Here is a 15,878-nt window from a genome sequence, read left to right as displayed (position 1 = left end):
TTTTCCCATGCTACGAACAATGATTACCGCAACGAATACAATGGGCCAATTGCAAAATAAACTAGATACAATTAGTAATAACATCGCTAATAGTGGTACGCATGGCTATAAAGCACAGCAAGCTACTTTCAATGAACTAATGTATCAGCAATTTAATACTGATAAACAGGACCCAACTGTACGCCAATCACCAGTAGGTGTACGCTATGGCTCTGGCGCAATGCTTGGCCAAATTCAAACGAATCATAAGCAAGGTTCCCTTCAAACAACAGATCGTGACCTTGATTTAGCTTTTACAAAGCCAAAACAATATTTCAATATTTTAATGCCAGATGGTGAAAATGCTACAAAAACAGTGTATACTCGTCAAGGTGACTTTTATTTATCCCCTTTAAATAATGGGACGGTAATGCTTGTTAATACAGATGGCTATCCAGTAGCTGATGCAAATGGACAACCTATCACATTACCTGATAACGTAAAAGGATTTGCTGTTCGCGATGGAGGATCGTTAGAAGCAACATATCCGAATGGAGATATTATTCGTACGGATTTAGCTGTAACAGAGTTCCAAAAGCCACAGCTAATGGAGCATGTATCTGGCACATATTTAGGCTTACCGAATAACTTAGCGGAGCTAGGATTTACACAAGCTGAAGTTGTAACAGATTTACAAGGCGCAAATCGTCAGCAAATCGGCATGCAAAATGGTACACTCGAATTATCGAATGTAAACTTGTCGAAGGAAATGACAGATTTAATTGAAACACAACGTGCTTATCAATTTAATGCAAGAGCCGTAACACTAGCTGACCAAATGCTAGGGCTAATTAATGGCATTAGATAAGTACGTTTGAGTAAGTAATGAAGGGGTACAATATCTATGACAAACGATTCACGTCGACGTTCTGTGCCGACACAAGAAACCGATACGCCACCAGAAGAGAAGGGACGTCGCTCAAATGGAGAGCAACGCGAGGTTCGATGGGTGCAAATACGGCTGATTCCGATTTGGTTACGTGTTGTACTTGTTCTTGTTTTAATCATTGTTGCCGCTATTTTAGGTACGATGGTCGGCTACAGTGTAATTGGTCAAGGAAAAGCAATGGATGTTTTTAATTTAGAAACATGGCGGCATATATTTGACATAATGAATGGTAAAGAATAATAATATTCTTTACCATACTTTGTGTTATCACATAAAAAGGTTTAATACTGTAATCTGTACATCAAATACACGCTTTTGGATTAGGACAAAGGCGAATAGTATTTGAGACCTTCATTCTGTTGTCCGAGCTGGCTCGTTGCTTGCTAATTGGAGAGGACTCGGAATTGGGAGATTTGGTACGTATTTTATGTAAAAAACCAACTTACATACTCAAGAGGGGGAAAAGAAATGTTAACAGCAGAACAAATTCAAGCAATTTTACCACACCGTTATCCTTTTTTATTCGTTGATCGTATTGTGGAATTAGAGGAAGGCAAGCGTGCGGTAGGTTTCAAAAATGTATCAATTAATGAGGATTTCTTTAATGGACATTTTCCAGGATATCCAGTTATGCCAGGTGTTCTAATTGTAGAAGCATTAGCACAAGTTGGCGGTGTAGCCTTATTAAAATCAGAGCAATATCAAGGACGTTTAGTGTTTTTAACGGGCATCGATAATGCACGCTTTAAGCGTCAAGTAGTACCAGGCGATCAGCTTCGATTAGAAGTGGAATTCATTAAATTGCGCGGTTCTATGGGTAAAGGACACGGAATTGCAACTGTTGATGGCGAGCTTGTTTGTGAGGCAGATATTTTATTTGCAATAGGGCCAGAACAACCAAAACAGCCTTAATTTGCAATTATAGGCTAAAAGTTATAAAATAATCTTGTCGAATAGTGTTCTTATTGTCAATTTTTTTTGACAGAAATTAGTATAGTTTTAATAATACGATGGAATTGTATTGAAATACATGAGATTTTAGGTTTTTTAAAAAGTAGGAGGATTATATAGATGTATAAGGAATTGTCTTCAGGTGTTAAAATTAGCATTACGCGTTCGATTTCAACATCTTTTGAATCATACTTAGCAAGTATTGGTTGGGAAGAAGAGCGCTTTTCTATGGAAGACTTCATTGCTAGCTGGCAGTCTTATTTTCAGGAAAATGCAGCTTGGATCGAAAAAATCCCAGCCGATGTTTTGATGAGTACTGAATTCCATGAAGAAATGGCAAAAAAAATCGATGAAGTAATTGCAAAAATTTTAAATGAAGAACCAACCGCTAAACAGATCGAAACAATTGATGCTTTACAAAAAGAATTAGGTACAAACTATTCTTATAATTGTAAAGCAGAAGCAGCTTATATTGAGCAGTTGCTAAAAGAAAAACAAAAATAGTTTTTAAACAAAAATCGGATAGTTCCCTCCTTTCCCGGGCAATCTATGTAGGATCACAAATGCACAAGTTGTATTTGATGACATAGTACTCAAGAGAGGAGGTTTTTTAATATGTGGAAAATGTCATTTTTCACCATTATTCTTGCTACAGTATTCCTTGGAGGTTGTAACTGGGGTAACAATGCTGCGAATGATACCCCAATGAACGATGTGAAGAACGGCGTTCGTGAAGGTGTTAACGATGTAGAAGATGTTGTGGATCCAAATAGAAACCATGATGTCTATGATCGTGACGTCAACAACAACACTCGTGGCACTGTGAACGACGGTACAGTAAACGAAGGCACAGTAAATGAAAACACTGTAATGCCTGAAGCGACTACACCAGGATCAAATGCGGATGTAAATGGCTCAAATGGCTATGATAACGTTCCAAATGCAAACGGTGTAAACGGCGTTGAAAGAAACAACAATGCTGTCAATGAACGTAATACCATGACTACTCCATAAATAAAAAAAGTGATTCCGTCAATCGGAATCACTTTTTCTTTATATCGAGCGAGGTGATTCCTGCTGTGCGGAAGGTATGTGATTGAATTCCGCGGAGCAGCAAAGAGATACCGCGAAAGAGAGGAGAGATTCCGCGGAGCAGAGGTATGATTCCGCGAAAAGGAGGTGTGATTCCGCGGAGCAGAGGAAGAATTCCGCGAAAGGGAGGAGAGATTCCGCGGAGCAGAGGAAGAATTCCGCGAAAAGGAGGAGAGATTCCGCGGAGCAGAGGTATGATTCCGCGAAAAGGAGTTGTGATTCCGCGGAGCAGAAAAAAAATTCCGCGAAACACAAAACAAACAGTCCTCAAAAAAATCTTATGCGGAAGTCCGCATAAGACTTGGTCAAAAGAACTGCTTCATATATTCTGTTAAATTATCAGGGAGATGGTAAACGCGATTTTTAGTCGTACCAATACTAGGAAAATGAAATTTTCGCAACAAGCGATTTGCAGCATCGCTTGATTCAATGCCGAAGAATGTGCGCAATTGACTGTTGGTTATAGTTCGACTCACAAGCAATTGATAATCTTGTAGTGCTTCTGCAAATATCTCCGAGCTTGTATGGTGGCATACTGAACATTTCCAAATGCCTCGATAATAAAACATTTGATTTTTGTATTTGCATATTGGACAAAGTACTCCGTGGCGGAAGCGCGAAGAATCTATGCGAGTTATTAAATCTTGTGGTTGATGTTGAGCTCGAATTAGCTGTACAAAACGGGTTAGTTGTTCATCCGTTAATATTGGTTCGGGGTATTTTTTATAAAGACTTTGAATATGACTATGCAGTCCAGATACATGGAAAATAGGAACTGTATTCGGATGATTTTCAATGATAGCGGATGGATTAGAAAAAATAACTGCGCCTTCTATAGGGAGGGAATAATTTTTAGATATAATTTTAATGAATCGAATATGACGTTGGATTTGAGTAATAGCATTTGGAAAGCCCTCAACTGTACCATCAGATTTTGTCCGAGTGCATTGATATGTTATACCATCGAAATCTAGCCTTCCGCTGATATTCTTTATTTCCACAACTAATATGAAATGATTACAAATAAAGAGTGTATCGAGTTGGTGAGAATGCTTGACTGCATTCGCGAGAACTAAATTATGCAATACAAAAAAAGTATTTGGACATATTATTTCATTCCATTCTTTATCAACTCTTTGTTCACCAGCGAAACCCGCATCGAGCCTCCGAAATTGTTCAATAAAATAGCTAGCTTCAGGATCTCGCTCCCGTAACCGTTTCAATAAAGCTTCGAGCCACAATAATTTTAAAGGTTTCTTTCGGATGACAAAATTCATTTGCGTTCACCTCTTTTTTACACCATATTTTATCCAAAAATGACAACTTGTCCAGCACAAAAAAACGATACGTTACACAACGCATCGCTACATAAAATTAATCATTTTTAAGTTTTGGTCGTTCTTTCATACCTTTTGAGAAGCGGTCTAGTAGCTCTACTTGCGAAACACCCTCTGTTAGGAGATCCGCGAGTAATTGTTCAGCGTATTTTGAACGCTTAATTTTTAAAGTACCTTTTAACAGCACAGAGATATGCTCGCCAATTTCTTGCACAGTATGAACGACAACCCGAAATGGCGCTGGTTCATTATCTGGAAATGAAATCACTGCTCGTACATTAAATACTGTAGCATTCGCTAATAACTCATCAAAAATCGGTCGATATTGTCGATCGATAAACAGTTCAAGAATCCAAGATTGATGGCTGTTTTCCTGGTTAATAATAATGCCATCGACTAAAGGAAATGCTTGCATGCCCTCTTGAGTGACAAGGTCAAAGGAAAGCATTTTAAATGTTTTCATTATGTATCCTCCTAAGTCGGTCATTCATTTTAGTATAACATAATCAATTACAGCTTGTTGCTGTTGAGTCTGTTACTTCACTTCTCCGTTAAATATGCAAAATTTAATTTTTGAGGAATGTACTATTTTACTTACAGCCATCCATACTCTACTCGGAAAAAAACCTAACATACAAAATATAAACTGATGAAAAAACGATTTTTCGGATTGAATAACGCCCTAAATATCAAAAATTGACTTTTGCCAATAGGGACTGCCATCTTGTAAGATGAGAGCAATTAAAAGCAAAGGAGGTGAATTGATGAACCAAGTCGGGCTGGTTGGAAGACTAACAAAGGATCCTGTGTTACGACAACTATCTAGAAATAGGGTGCAGTCTCATTTTTCCCTCGCCATTAATCGCAATTACAAAAACAGTCGTGGAGAAGTAGAAACTGACTTTATTCTTTGCACAGTATGGGGAAAGCTGGCAGAGCATATCGCTAGATTTTGCGGAAAAGGCTCATTGATTGGGATAAATGGGCGAATTCAGTCCAGATCATTTATGAATGAAGAAAGCACAAAAATTTATATTACTGAAGTGGTTGTAGAAGATGTCCGTTTTTATAGGCTGAAGCCACCAGATAGTGACGAGAACAACGTATCGCCATCGTCATCCATCAATCAGGAGGTTCTTAATGATTTTGTGTTACCAGAGAAAGAGTTGCAATTACCAGTAGTATAACCGACTATCGCAATACATACGGAGCAATGCTAAAACATTTTCTAAATTCGCCATTCTCCTATAAGAATGCTAGGCACTTGCACCGTAATAAATTTATTAGAAGGGATAGATGTGGACTTTAAATAATACTTGTCATTGCTGAAGACCGCACAGCAATGAACATTTCACACACAATTAAATATTAGAAGTAAGTAGGAAAGAAGAAAACATTGTTCACTGAAATGTTGCTAATTAAAAGAGCGCCAAGAACGTTAAGCTCTTGGCGCATTTCTAAGATAAATTATAATCCAGTGACATTAGATCACGAAGTTCATCATCATCTAGTTCCGTTAACCACTGACTCGATTGAATGAGTTCCTCTGATAATGCAGATTTTTGCGCTAGCATTTTATCAATTTTTTCCTCAATCGTTCCTATGGTCACAAACTTATGCACTTGCACAAATTGTGTTTGCCCAATTCGGTAGGCACGGTCCGTTGCTTGATTTTCAACAGCAGGGTTCCACCAACGATCGGCATGCAATACATGGTTTGCAGCTGTTAAGTTTAGCCCTGTTCCTCCAGCCTTTAAAGAGAGGATGAATATAGGGAATTCACCTGCCTGAAAAGCCTCTACTAAACGGTCTCGTTGCTGTTTAGGCATAGCACCGGTTAAAAATGGTGCATCAACATTATAAATTTCACTGAAACAATGCTGAAGTAATTGTCCCATTCCAATATATTGTGTAAAAATAAGACATTGCTCACCATTGTCCACGATTTCCGCTGCCATGTTTACAATTCGTTCTAGCTTGACGGAACGTGTAAGCATCGTTGTAGCATCCTCGAAAGGTTCCTTTAAATAAAGTGCAGGATGATTACATAATTGCTTTAATTTACTAAGCATCTTTAAGACACGGCCTTTCTTTTGAAAGCCAGTTAGTTGCTCTAGCTGATCAAGCGTTTCTAAAATATATCCTTCATACAGTGATGCTTGTTCTGCGGTTAACGCGCAATAGGCATGTGACTCTTGCTTATCAGGTAAATTAAGCTGTAAATTTGGATCTCGCTTTGTACGGCGAAGTAAAAACGGTTGAATTTTCGCACGTAGCTTTTGCTTATGTGACTCAGATTCATCACGTTCAATAGGTAATATAAATTCTTCGTTAAAGCGACCAAAGCTTCCTAAATAGCCTTTATGAATAAAATCAAAAATAGCCCAAAGTTCCGATAATCGATTTTCAACAGGTGTACCTGTTAGAGCTATATGGTGGCTACCATGTAATTTTCGTATCGAACGAGATTGCAATGTCTGCATATTTTTTATATTTTGCGCTTCATCCAGTACAACAGTTGCCCAATCGATTTCTTGTAAAAATTCTGCATCCTGTGACACTGTACCATAAGTAGATAAGATAACATGTGGTTTTTCTTGTTCGATAAGTCTTGCAAATGCATCTTCTTTCGTCCGATTTGCTTGATAATGTGTATGCACGACCAGCGATGGAGCAAAACGGGCAAGCTCTTTTTGCCAGTTACCAAGTACTGAAGTCGGACAAATAATAATGGTTGGCTCTTTGGCATCCGTCGTTTCATAGACATGCAGTAAATAAGAAATAAGCTGAACGGTTTTGCCAAGTCCCATGTCATCAGCTAGACAGGCACCAAAACCTTGTTCGCGCATAAAGATAAGCCATTCAAATCCTTCTTGCTGATAGGGACGTAAGCTAGCATTTAATGAAAGGGGTACTGGTACTGCTGGAAGACCTTTCTTTTCCTGAAGCTGCTCCATATAAGATTTTAAAGATTGCTGTAACTCAAAGGCGAAAAGTGGATCGTCGCGCAATGCATCATCGGCATCTTCTTCTTCCTCAGGCACAGCTAAATCTTCAGGTAGCTCGCGAAATAAAAGCTCACGAACAGTCCAACTTTCATCTTCAGCCTGTTGCATTAAAGCACGCATTTCTTGCATCCAATTGGCATCTACTCGGAACCATTCTGTACCAATGCGAATGAATTCTCGTTTTTCATCGACCAGCTTTTTAAATTGCTCAGCTGATATCGATTCACCGTTCATTGAAAATTGCCATTTAAACGTCAAAATATCATCAAGCCCAGCAACTTTTTTCGTTGATATATTACCTGTGCTAACACGCACGCGAATTTTTGATTGTTTTAAATCTTTTAGCCACGCTGGTAGCACAACATCAAAACCGAGTGCCTGTAGCCGTACTAAGTCTTCTCGTAAAAATTTGCGAACCTCTAAATCGTCTAGGGTAACATGAATAAAAACATCAGGTTGTATATCTTCAATTGATAGAAGTTCCACAATCTGTGTTTGTTGTTGTTTAATATCAAGCGCAAATGCCTGCCATTTAGTCGGTAATGCGTCTCCTAAAGGTAATAATTTTTTACGAACAGCGGGTGTCCAGTAATTTTTTGTTGAAACCGTACTTAAAACAGTTTCCAAAAGCCAAACTTCCGAATCTTCCTCAGGCTCACTTAAACGTAGAGAAACAGTAACAGCGCCAGCTTGGCGATCCTGCTCTAGCGGCCAGCCACCACGTTCGAAAAAGGGGAGTAGCTTAGGTACATCTGAGACAAGTAATCCAGCGTGAGCAAGTTTTTGTTGCACGGCTATTTCAAGTAATTCAGTATCTTCACCTTCTATAGAAAATGATAGTGAAGAAAAATCATCTGCAATTACTGCGTGTGACCAAAGTAAAGGTTCTTGCCAGTATTGCTGTAATTTTTGTGCTTGTTCTATCATCGCACTACTTTCAGCATTAATCCCTTGCCAATGGATAAATGGGTGACTGTAGCGCGAAGAAAAGATATCGAGTAGTTCTGCAGTAGAAATATCGATGGAAAGCTCTGTACGATTGGTCATTAAGCCATAAGTATTTGCCTCATAGGTGAAAAATAATGAAGAAATAAGTGTCTCTACCTCTATTGCGGTACCACTTGCAGTAAAGCCCTGCACTGTATAATTGCCATTCTGAGCTGATTCAATGCGTAGCTGTAGTCTTTTCGTAAACGGAGAGGGAGCATTTAATGTCATCATACTAAGTTTCCTTTCTCAATCTCTTCCTGTAGTGCGCGAAGTCGTTTATATTCTGCACGGATTGTTTGCATGTATGTTTCAAAATAAGCAACTTTACCTGCTCGTTTTGCTGCGCTTCGCATACTTTTCCATATACGAACAGCTTGCTTATAATTCATACGTGATTTTTGTGTAATCTCTGCCATTGCATAGACATGATACAAAGGTAATACGGCTGCAGGAGCTATGTGTAACACATCTTTTAGACCACACATTTCCAAATAAGAAAATGAGGAAACATTTAACTGATGTAACGCCGCCCATTCACGGTAGCGCTCTTTTCGAATTAGGAAGAATGAATATGGCTGTAATCCATATACACCAAACGCACTATATAACGTAGTTTCTTCCTCCTCTGTCAATTGTATATCTTCATATAAAAGTTGGAATTGTCGCACGTATTGCGCTCGCTGTACGACGGGCACAGTTTCTTGTAAAAAAGCTTCGGCAAATGGGAGCATAGCGCGCAAAATTAATGCTTGTGAATGTGACTCGCCAGCTCGCTTTGCAAAAGTAGCTAATTCGAACAAGTCTTGCATCTGTGGTAAGGCAACATGTGCAATGCTTTCCTGTAATAATTGTTCTTTTTGTAATAGCACATAAAATATGAGCTTTAATGATTGTAAAGAGATCTCGGGTGACAGATTTTCGAGGTTGCTTATAAGTATAAGCTCCTGTTCACGTCTAGGCTTCTCATAAAAAAGCACTGCCCAAAGCAGCATGTAGATTTGCAGTCGATTAGCAAACAGCCCTTCGCGTTCAAGTAAAAAGTTTCGGACGATTTGCTGAAGTGCATCATAAAAAGGATCGGTTGCAAAAAGCCGAGAGCGATTCGTTAATTCTGTCAGTATACTTTCGAAGGATTGCACACTTTGATCGATAAAGTATTTCATATAGGGTGAGTCTAATGAATGCCCCTGTGTATTGTTTAAATGACGCCATATCACATTAAAGATGGACAGTTCTATAAATAGCTTATAGATTGGCTGCCACTCACGTTCAAATGGCATATGTTTGCGAAGTCGCTCCAATGCATCAGAACGAATTGCCGAGAGTCCGTAGCCTTCTAAAATGCGACCAGACGGTAACAGACGTTTCATTACTTCATCGACCATCAACTGCCAGCTTTCAGGGCTACGTTCATCAGCTAATGATTTTAACTGCACAGATTTTTGGGAGCGCCAAGCACTAGACCAGTTTTGTACTGAATCAAAGTACTGATAGAGAGCAAGTAGTGCGCCAACTTGATGTCGACACCATTTTTGTTGGGGACAGTTACAGCTTAAAGTCCCCTGAGCAAAATCAATTTCTACAGTTGCAGGTCTCACATCCTGTACGCTTGCATATAATATAGAACTTGCTCCATTAAAACGATCAAATACGATAGATTTGTTACGTACAGAAAAAACTGCACGACGCATAAGTTCCTCGTCTTCGCTAGAGGACGGATGTAAATCCTGCTCAGCTTCTTTTAATTTAGCAAGTATAAATTGTTGATGTTCCTTAGCTAGTTGCGAAATAGACAAAGCCATAACCTCACTCCTCTCAATTGCATTGGCCAATGACTTTAGCTTTAATTTGGATGATATAAAATGTCATCTGTAGTATTAAGGAAAAAAGACTGTCTTTCCATTATACGATTAAAATGCGGACATGATAAGCTGAATGATCAGAAAGAAAAAATTTGAACATAAGATGGTTAACAAGAACGTTTATTTATGTTAAAATCTGAATAATCAGATAATGAGGAGGGATGAAGGATGATGCAGGTTCAGTACATGAAGCCGTTCTACACGAAAATTTCTGGAGATAAATTGCGTCTCGTATTTGCTTATCAATATTTCTCAATATTAAAAGAGAATGAGATTTTTCATTTCATTCCAATCGAAGGGAAAGAAATGATTATCAACTTGCATACACAACAAATCGAAAATTTATCTGAGGTATTTGTTTTCCAAAAAGGGAATCGTTTTATTCGATTACCACTTTATCAACTACTACTCATTACAAATGTTCATGAACATTTAACGCCAATTCTTGAAAGCGCTACACCAAAGCCACAGTTACCCCTTGTCTCTTCCGCAACTGTTGGTGAGATAGACCAGCTTATTACAGAAATTGAACACAGAAATATTGATTATTTAATAGATCAAGCATTATTAGATTACAATGAAGCTCTCTTTTTTGAGCTATTACATCAAAAGAGCACACAATTCGGAGGTTAACAAAAATTGAATACTCGGTACAGCAAATGAGCACCCACTTTTCATAAAGAAGAAGCGGGTGCTTTAACAGTTTATTTGATGGAGTTTTAAAACTCTTCATCTTCAATTATTTGGATTTATTACCAATAGTGCTTAAAAGCGATTGGCTGACACCGATATAAATAAAAATACTGTTCGCAAGGGGGTGGGGAGATGCTAGGAAAGTGGTCTGCTACGGGAATGTCGATAATAAATAATATGAATAACCATTATAGTGCAATGAGCAAGGCAATGTTGCGAATTTCTTCGGGCTACCGCATTAACAGTGCAGCCGATGATCCGGCAGGTCTTGCGATATCTGAAAAAATGCGTGCCCAAATCCGCGGATTGAATATGGCATCAAAAAATATACAAGATGGAATTTCACTTGTGCAAACAGCTGAAGGTGCGCTTAATGAAACGCATGCAATGATACAAAGAATGCGAGAACTAGCGGTACAAGCGTCCAATGATACGCTTACCGATAGTGATCGTCAAAACCTTGATAAGGAATTTCAAGAACTTAAAAAAGAAATTCATCGACTGTCAAGAGATACGGAATTTAATACGAAGACATTATTGAATGGTGATCATGCAACGAATGGTATCAAAATTCAAGTAGGGGCAAATGCTGGTCAAAACATTGAGTTGTTTATTAAAGATATGGGCTCGGTGGCACTAGGTTTGGACGATACTACATCCATTGCAACACGGGATGATGCAAATAAGGCAATTTCAACGATGGATGAGGCATTAAAGCGAGTATCATCAGAACGTGCAAATCTAGGGGCAATGCAAAATCGATTAGAGCATGCATATAATGCGAACATGAATACAGCAGAAAACTTAACGGCTGCAGAATCACGAATTCGCGATGCTGATATTGCGAAGGAAATGATGAATATGGTGAAATCACAAATTTTGCTACAAGCAAGCCAATATGTACTGGCACTTCACATGCAACAGGCACAATCAATTTTAAAATTGCTAGAAAGCGGAACAATAAGGAATCCCCGATACTAATGGAGATTCCTTATTGTTTTTTGTTTTAGATGGAATCGCCGATAGAATTGCACGAATCGCCGATAGAAACCCACGAATCGCCGGTAAACCATTTGATTTAACAAGTTTAATACCCGTAAACCACAGTAAATTTTTAATTTTCAACAACCTATTTTTTTACAACTTTTATGCTGTTATAGTTAAAGGAAAAGGAGTGAAGCTATTGATTGTTAAACCTTTTGCGCCATCATCGCTGACATTGGGATTGCAAGCGCTTATTCGACGATTGCATCCTTCACATCCGCAGTTCACAACCTTACAACAGGAGCTGAAAAATAAGGAAGCGGGCGATTTTGCAGAACAATATGTTTTGAAAGAGCTAGAAAAGTTGCCACAGCTCAGTGACTGTCCCATCTTCCATAACGTTATGCTTCCCACGATACTCCCCATGCAAATTGACATTTTAGTCATTACATCAAGCGGTATTATTATATTAGAAATTAAAAACATCCGTGGTACTGTCCATTTCAAAAATGACCCACGCCAGTTAATTCGTACTTTAGAAACAGGGGAAGTTCAAGCTTTTACGCATCCTGAAATTCAGCTCGAACAGTATATTCAAGCAATGCACCATTTTCTTAACGAGCATGATATTGCAATACCGATCTATGGAGCAATTGTTTTTCCTTTTAATAATGTAGAAATACATCGTGAGGGTGAAGGACTTCCGATAGTAATGGGAAGAGAACTCCCAATGTATTTGCATAGGCTAATAGCGAAAAATGAGGGGATAGCTACGACTGAAATAACAAATATAATTTTGTCACAATTACAACACAGAAAGCCTTATCCGCTTTGCCGATATTATCAAATTGATCCCAATGTTTTGCAAAGAGGCGTTTTTTGCGAAAATTGTGGTCACTTTGGAATGAAAAAGCAGAAAAGGTCTTGGTTTTGTCACAGTTGTCAGCATCAATCTACCGATGCACATGTACAAGCACTAAAAGATTATTACATGCTTGTTGGAAATACGATAACAAACAGGGATTGTCGGGTTTTTTTGAAAATTGATAGTGAGTACATCGCCAAACGATTGTTGCAAAAATCTTTACAAACATGGCGTAATGCAGGGAAATATACAAAGTACAAATTGTCTAGCTTGTTGGAATCGCCGTTAGGAGTCCCAAAATCGCCGATAAAACAGAAGAAATCGCCGATAGAATTCGATGAATCGCCGATAGACCGCAATAAATCGCCGATAGAAGTCCACGAATCGCCGATAACAACCAATCAAATCACTTCCAAAAACCTACGATAAACCCAACAATATGTAAATAGCTAACAGAAAATACTGCAAAATAACAAATTGATTCACACTTTCCCTTGAAAGATGTATACTATAATGCAGAACAAAAATGTGAAAATGCATTTTATTGACCATATAAAAATTTACTACTCGTTTTTGAAACGGAAGGAAGAATAGAGAATGACGAAATCAATTTGTGTCGTTGGACTTGGCTATATCGGATTACCAACGGCTGTAATGTTTGCCAACCACGGCATAAAAGTACATGGGGTTGACGTAAACCCGGCAGCAGTAAAAAGTATTCAAGAGAAAAAACTTCATATTGAAGAAAATGGTTTACAAGAACGCCTAAATAAAGCAGTAGATGAAGGATTCTTAACAGCGTCAACAACACCACAAGAAGCGGATGTTTTCATTGTGGCTGTACCATCGCCAATTAACCCTGACAATACAGCGAATTTAGAATATGTACGTCAAGCAACGGCATCGATTGTGCCTTATGTAAAAAAAGGGAATTTAGTAATTCTTGAATCGACAGTACCACCGAAAACAGTAGAGCACATTATGCTACCTGAGCTAATCAAAGCAAACTTAGAGTTCGGCGTTGATTTATTTGTAGCACATTCACCAGAGCGCGTAATTCCTGGTCGTATTTTTGAAGAATTAGTGAACAACGACCGAATCGTTGGTGGGATTGATGAAAAATCTTCTCAAATGACAAAAGAGCTTTACCAAACATTTGTAAATGGCACAATCCATTTAACTGATGCAACAACAGCTGAATTAGTAAAAGTAATGGAAAACACATATCGTGATGTCAATATTGCTTTTGCTAACGAGCTTGCAAAAATGGCTGAAAAATTAGACGTAAACATTTGGGAAGCAATTAAATTTGCTAACTATCACCCACGTGTGAATGTACACTTCCCAGGTCCTGGTGTAGGTGGACACTGTATTGCAGTAGACCCATGGTTCTTAGTTGAGCTAGGTGGCGAACAAGCACAAATTATTCATATGTCACGTAATACAAATGACAGCATGCCAAGATTTACAGCACAAAAAACACAGGCCATTTTAAATGAAAACAAAATCGCAGGTGGCAAAGTGGCTGTACTTGGACTAGCCTTCAAAGGAAATGTTGATGATATGCGTGAAAGCCCATCAACAATCGTTATTGATGAGCTACAAAATCTAGGCTTAGATGTGATTTCTTATGATCCACACATTAAAGAAAACAAACATGCTACACAAACACAAAGCTTAGAAGAAGCAACAAAAGATGCCGACATCATCGTTGTGTTAACAGATCACAATGAGTTCAAAGCATATGATGCAGCGGACATCACTGTAAAAACAAAAATCGTCTTTGATACGAAAAACTGCTTAAACCGTGAGAAATGGCAAGAGGCTGGCTTCCAGTTCCACTTACTAGGGGATGCGAAAAACCGATGAAAGAAACAGTACTTGGCATCAACGTCAATACGGAAGGCTACGATGAATTAATGGATATGGCATTTGAGCGCATTGAAAATAAACAAAAAGCGCTCGTTGTTGCCATCAATCCAGAAAAAATTATCAAGGCAAAAGAAGACCCAGCACTAAAGAAGCTATTAAATGAAGCAGAATTTCAAATTCCGGATGGTATTGGTGTTATTCTTGCTTCGAAAATTCAAAAAGGGCAAATTCGTGAACGTGTTACTGGCGTCGATATGATGATGAAGCTTTGTGAAGAAGCGGCAAAACGAAGCAAGCCAATCTTCCTTTATGGAGGCAAACCTGGTGTTGCCGATGCAGCAAAAGCAAAGCTAGAATCTTTATTTCCTTCTATTAAAATAGTCGGCGTACAGGACGGCTATGAAAAGGACGAACAAAAGGTCATCGATCGTATTAATGAAGCGCAACCGGATTTACTATTTGTTGCGATGGGAAGCCCAAAACAGGAAAATTGGATTAATGCCAATCGTGACCGATTGCACCCAACGATTTATCAAGGAGTTGGTGGATCGTTCGATGTGTTGGCGGGGACAGTTAAACGTGCTCCAGAAATTTTTCAAAAATTTGGTCTTGAATGGTTTTACCGATTAATGAAAGAACCTAAGCGTATCAAGCGTCAGATAGCACTACCACTTTTCTTATTGGAAGTGGCAAGGCAAAAACGTCAATAATTTTTAAAAATTGGTATTGTCGTTTTAAATTGAAAGTGTTAGACTGTAGGTGTATAGGAATTTCCTCTATGAAATAAATAGAATTCCCTGCAAGGAAACAACGGTTGGTAGCCCAAGCGAAAAAAGCTCAAGCATTTATATGCTTGAGCTTTTTTCGTTTTATCAATTAACTTAATTATCCATTATTTTATATCATTCTAGAAAATATGAACAAAGGAATAGTAGAAAATTAGATTTTGTTGGAAAAGTTGCATATTTTCACTTGAAAAAAAACGTCAGATAGCCGACAATGGTAAAAGAGAGTTCGATGTCCACTATTTTCCGGAAACGAATTAGTAATTTTCCCAAAATATGATTGACAACTTTTAGGGATACAACTATACTTTTATGTGTAGTTGTTTATTTACTACATAACTATGTAGTAGAGACATAATTTTTGAACTTAGAGGAGGAAATTTTTCTATGGCTAACCAACCAAAGAAATACAAAAAATTCGTAGCGACGGCAGCAACGGCTACATTAGTAGCATCTGCTATCGTACCAGTGGCTTCTGCAGCAGGATTCACAGATGTAGCAGGTAACGACC

General features: G+C 38.3%; 15 protein-coding genes. 11 read left to right on the top strand and 4 right to left on the bottom strand.

Annotated features, from left to right (window positions below; translation table 11 throughout):
* Positions 1-7: 7 nt before the first annotated feature.
* The 5 genes from ACIP9C_RS11540 (at position 8) to ACIP9C_RS11520 (ending at position 2,893) form a co-directional block, all read left to right on the top strand.
* Entirely contained in the window at positions 8-847 is an 840-nt protein-coding gene (locus tag ACIP9C_RS11540) for a flagellar hook-basal body protein (protein WP_401010716.1), read from the top strand.
* Between the two features lie 36 nt (positions 848-883).
* The gene (locus ACIP9C_RS11535; protein ID WP_173478595.1) at positions 884-1,168 is read left to right on the top strand and encodes a DNA-directed RNA polymerase subunit beta; all 285 of its coding nucleotides are present in this window, start codon (positions 884-886) and stop codon (positions 1,166-1,168) included.
* A gap of 228 nt (positions 1,169-1,396) precedes the next feature.
* Entirely contained in the window at positions 1,397-1,840 is a 444-nt protein-coding gene (fabZ, locus tag ACIP9C_RS11530; protein ID WP_340820965.1) for a 3-hydroxyacyl-ACP dehydratase FabZ, read from the top strand.
* Between the two features lie 159 nt (positions 1,841-1,999).
* Positions 2,000-2,383 carry a hypothetical protein gene (locus ACIP9C_RS11525; protein WP_340820964.1) on the top strand — a complete coding sequence of 128 codons (384 nt, stop codon included), beginning with the start codon at positions 2,000-2,002 and terminating at the stop codon, positions 2,381-2,383.
* 111 nt (positions 2,384-2,494) lie between these two features.
* Complete coding sequence (locus ACIP9C_RS11520; protein WP_401010713.1) at positions 2,495-2,893, top strand: hypothetical protein; 399 nt, start codon at positions 2,495-2,497, stop codon at positions 2,891-2,893.
* Positions 2,894-3,276: 383 nt separating this feature from the next.
* On the opposite strand, the gene ACIP9C_RS11515 is transcribed toward ACIP9C_RS11520, so the two are convergent.
* Both ACIP9C_RS11515 and ACIP9C_RS11510 read right to left on the bottom strand, forming a co-directional pair.
* Positions 3,277-4,248 (bottom strand): nuclease-related domain-containing protein, encoded by a 972-nt coding sequence (locus tag ACIP9C_RS11515; RefSeq protein WP_401010711.1) that lies wholly within the window; start codon positions 4,246-4,248, stop codon positions 3,277-3,279.
* Between the two features lie 97 nt (positions 4,249-4,345).
* Positions 4,346-4,771 (bottom strand): YwpF family protein, encoded by a 426-nt coding sequence (locus ACIP9C_RS11510; protein WP_340820960.1) that lies wholly within the window; start codon positions 4,769-4,771, stop codon positions 4,346-4,348.
* A gap of 301 nt (positions 4,772-5,072) precedes the next feature.
* Between ACIP9C_RS11510 and ACIP9C_RS11505 the strand changes: the two genes are divergently transcribed.
* Entirely contained in the window at positions 5,073-5,495 is a 423-nt protein-coding gene (locus tag ACIP9C_RS11505; protein ID WP_401010708.1) for a single-stranded DNA-binding protein, read from the top strand.
* Positions 5,496-5,765: 270 nt separating this feature from the next.
* Here ACIP9C_RS11505 and ACIP9C_RS11500 read toward each other — a convergent pair whose 3' ends face one another.
* Positions 5,766-8,537: a DEAD/DEAH box helicase gene (locus tag ACIP9C_RS11500; RefSeq protein ID WP_401010706.1), complete on the bottom strand. Its 2,772-nt coding sequence runs from the start codon at positions 8,535-8,537 to the stop codon at positions 5,766-5,768.
* Positions 8,534-10,108 carry a hypothetical protein gene (locus ACIP9C_RS11495; protein ID WP_401010704.1) on the bottom strand — a complete coding sequence of 525 codons (1,575 nt, stop codon included), beginning with the start codon at positions 10,106-10,108 and terminating at the stop codon, positions 8,534-8,536. The genes ACIP9C_RS11500 and ACIP9C_RS11495 overlap by 4 nt, the downstream gene beginning before the upstream one ends.
* A gap of 228 nt (positions 10,109-10,336) precedes the next feature.
* Here ACIP9C_RS11495 and ACIP9C_RS11490 point away from each other — a divergent pair, with 228 nt between their 5' ends.
* The 5 genes from ACIP9C_RS11490 (at position 10,337) to ACIP9C_RS11470 (ending at position 15,292) form a co-directional block, all read left to right on the top strand.
* Positions 10,337-10,801 (top strand): transcriptional regulator, encoded by a 465-nt coding sequence (locus tag ACIP9C_RS11490; protein WP_401010702.1) that lies wholly within the window; start codon positions 10,337-10,339, stop codon positions 10,799-10,801.
* A 192-nt stretch (positions 10,802-10,993) separates the two neighbouring features.
* Complete coding sequence (locus tag ACIP9C_RS11485; protein ID WP_401010700.1) at positions 10,994-11,842, top strand: flagellin N-terminal helical domain-containing protein; 849 nt, start codon at positions 10,994-10,996, stop codon at positions 11,840-11,842.
* 13 nt (positions 11,843-11,855) lie between these two features.
* Entirely contained in the window at positions 11,856-13,139 is a 1,284-nt protein-coding gene (locus ACIP9C_RS11480; protein WP_401010698.1) for a nuclease-related domain-containing protein, read from the top strand.
* A 168-nt stretch (positions 13,140-13,307) separates the two neighbouring features.
* Positions 13,308-14,579 (top strand): nucleotide sugar dehydrogenase, encoded by a 1,272-nt coding sequence (locus tag ACIP9C_RS11475; protein WP_401010696.1) that lies wholly within the window; start codon positions 13,308-13,310, stop codon positions 14,577-14,579.
* The gene (locus ACIP9C_RS11470; RefSeq protein ID WP_401010694.1) at positions 14,576-15,292 is read left to right on the top strand and encodes a WecB/TagA/CpsF family glycosyltransferase; all 717 of its coding nucleotides are present in this window, start codon (positions 14,576-14,578) and stop codon (positions 15,290-15,292) included. Before ACIP9C_RS11475 ends, ACIP9C_RS11470 begins: the two co-directional genes overlap by 4 nt.
* Positions 15,293-15,878 lie beyond the last annotated feature (586 nt).

Origin of the sequence: Lysinibacillus sp. NPDC093210 (assembly GCF_044753985.1) — a bacterium.
In the GTDB taxonomy this organism is placed as follows: Bacteria; Bacillota; Bacilli; order Bacillales_A; family Planococcaceae; genus Lysinibacillus.
This window is presented reverse-complemented; position numbering and strand designations above follow the sequence as displayed.

Coding starts and splice junctions, on each gene's coding strand:
- ACIP9C_RS11520 (WP_401010713.1), top strand. CDS start 2,495: ATGTGGAAAATGTCATTTTTCACCATTATTCTTGCTACAGTATTCCTT.
- ACIP9C_RS11525 (WP_340820964.1), top strand. CDS start 2,000: ATGTATAAGGAATTGTCTTCAGGTGTTAAAATTAGCATTACGCGTTCG.
- ACIP9C_RS11515 (WP_401010711.1), bottom strand. CDS start 4,248: ATGAATTTTGTCATCCGAAAGAAACCTTTAAAATTATTGTGGCTCGAA.
- ACIP9C_RS11490 (WP_401010702.1), top strand. CDS start 10,337: ATGATGCAGGTTCAGTACATGAAGCCGTTCTACACGAAAATTTCTGGA.
- ACIP9C_RS11510 (WP_340820960.1), bottom strand. CDS start 4,771: ATGAAAACATTTAAAATGCTTTCCTTTGACCTTGTCACTCAAGAGGGC.
- ACIP9C_RS11535 (WP_173478595.1), top strand. CDS start 884: ATGACAAACGATTCACGTCGACGTTCTGTGCCGACACAAGAAACCGAT.
- ACIP9C_RS11485 (WP_401010700.1), top strand. CDS start 10,994: ATGCTAGGAAAGTGGTCTGCTACGGGAATGTCGATAATAAATAATATG.
- ACIP9C_RS11505 (WP_401010708.1), top strand. CDS start 5,073: ATGAACCAAGTCGGGCTGGTTGGAAGACTAACAAAGGATCCTGTGTTA.
- ACIP9C_RS11500 (WP_401010706.1), bottom strand. CDS start 8,537: ATGATGACATTAAATGCTCCCTCTCCGTTTACGAAAAGACTACAGCTA.
- ACIP9C_RS11540 (WP_401010716.1), top strand. CDS start 8: ATGCTACGAACAATGATTACCGCAACGAATACAATGGGCCAATTGCAA.
- ACIP9C_RS11495 (WP_401010704.1), bottom strand. CDS start 10,108: ATGGCTTTGTCTATTTCGCAACTAGCTAAGGAACATCAACAATTTATA.
- fabZ (WP_340820965.1), top strand. CDS start 1,397: ATGTTAACAGCAGAACAAATTCAAGCAATTTTACCACACCGTTATCCT.
- ACIP9C_RS11475 (WP_401010696.1), top strand. CDS start 13,308: ATGACGAAATCAATTTGTGTCGTTGGACTTGGCTATATCGGATTACCA.
- ACIP9C_RS11470 (WP_401010694.1), top strand. CDS start 14,576: ATGAAAGAAACAGTACTTGGCATCAACGTCAATACGGAAGGCTACGAT.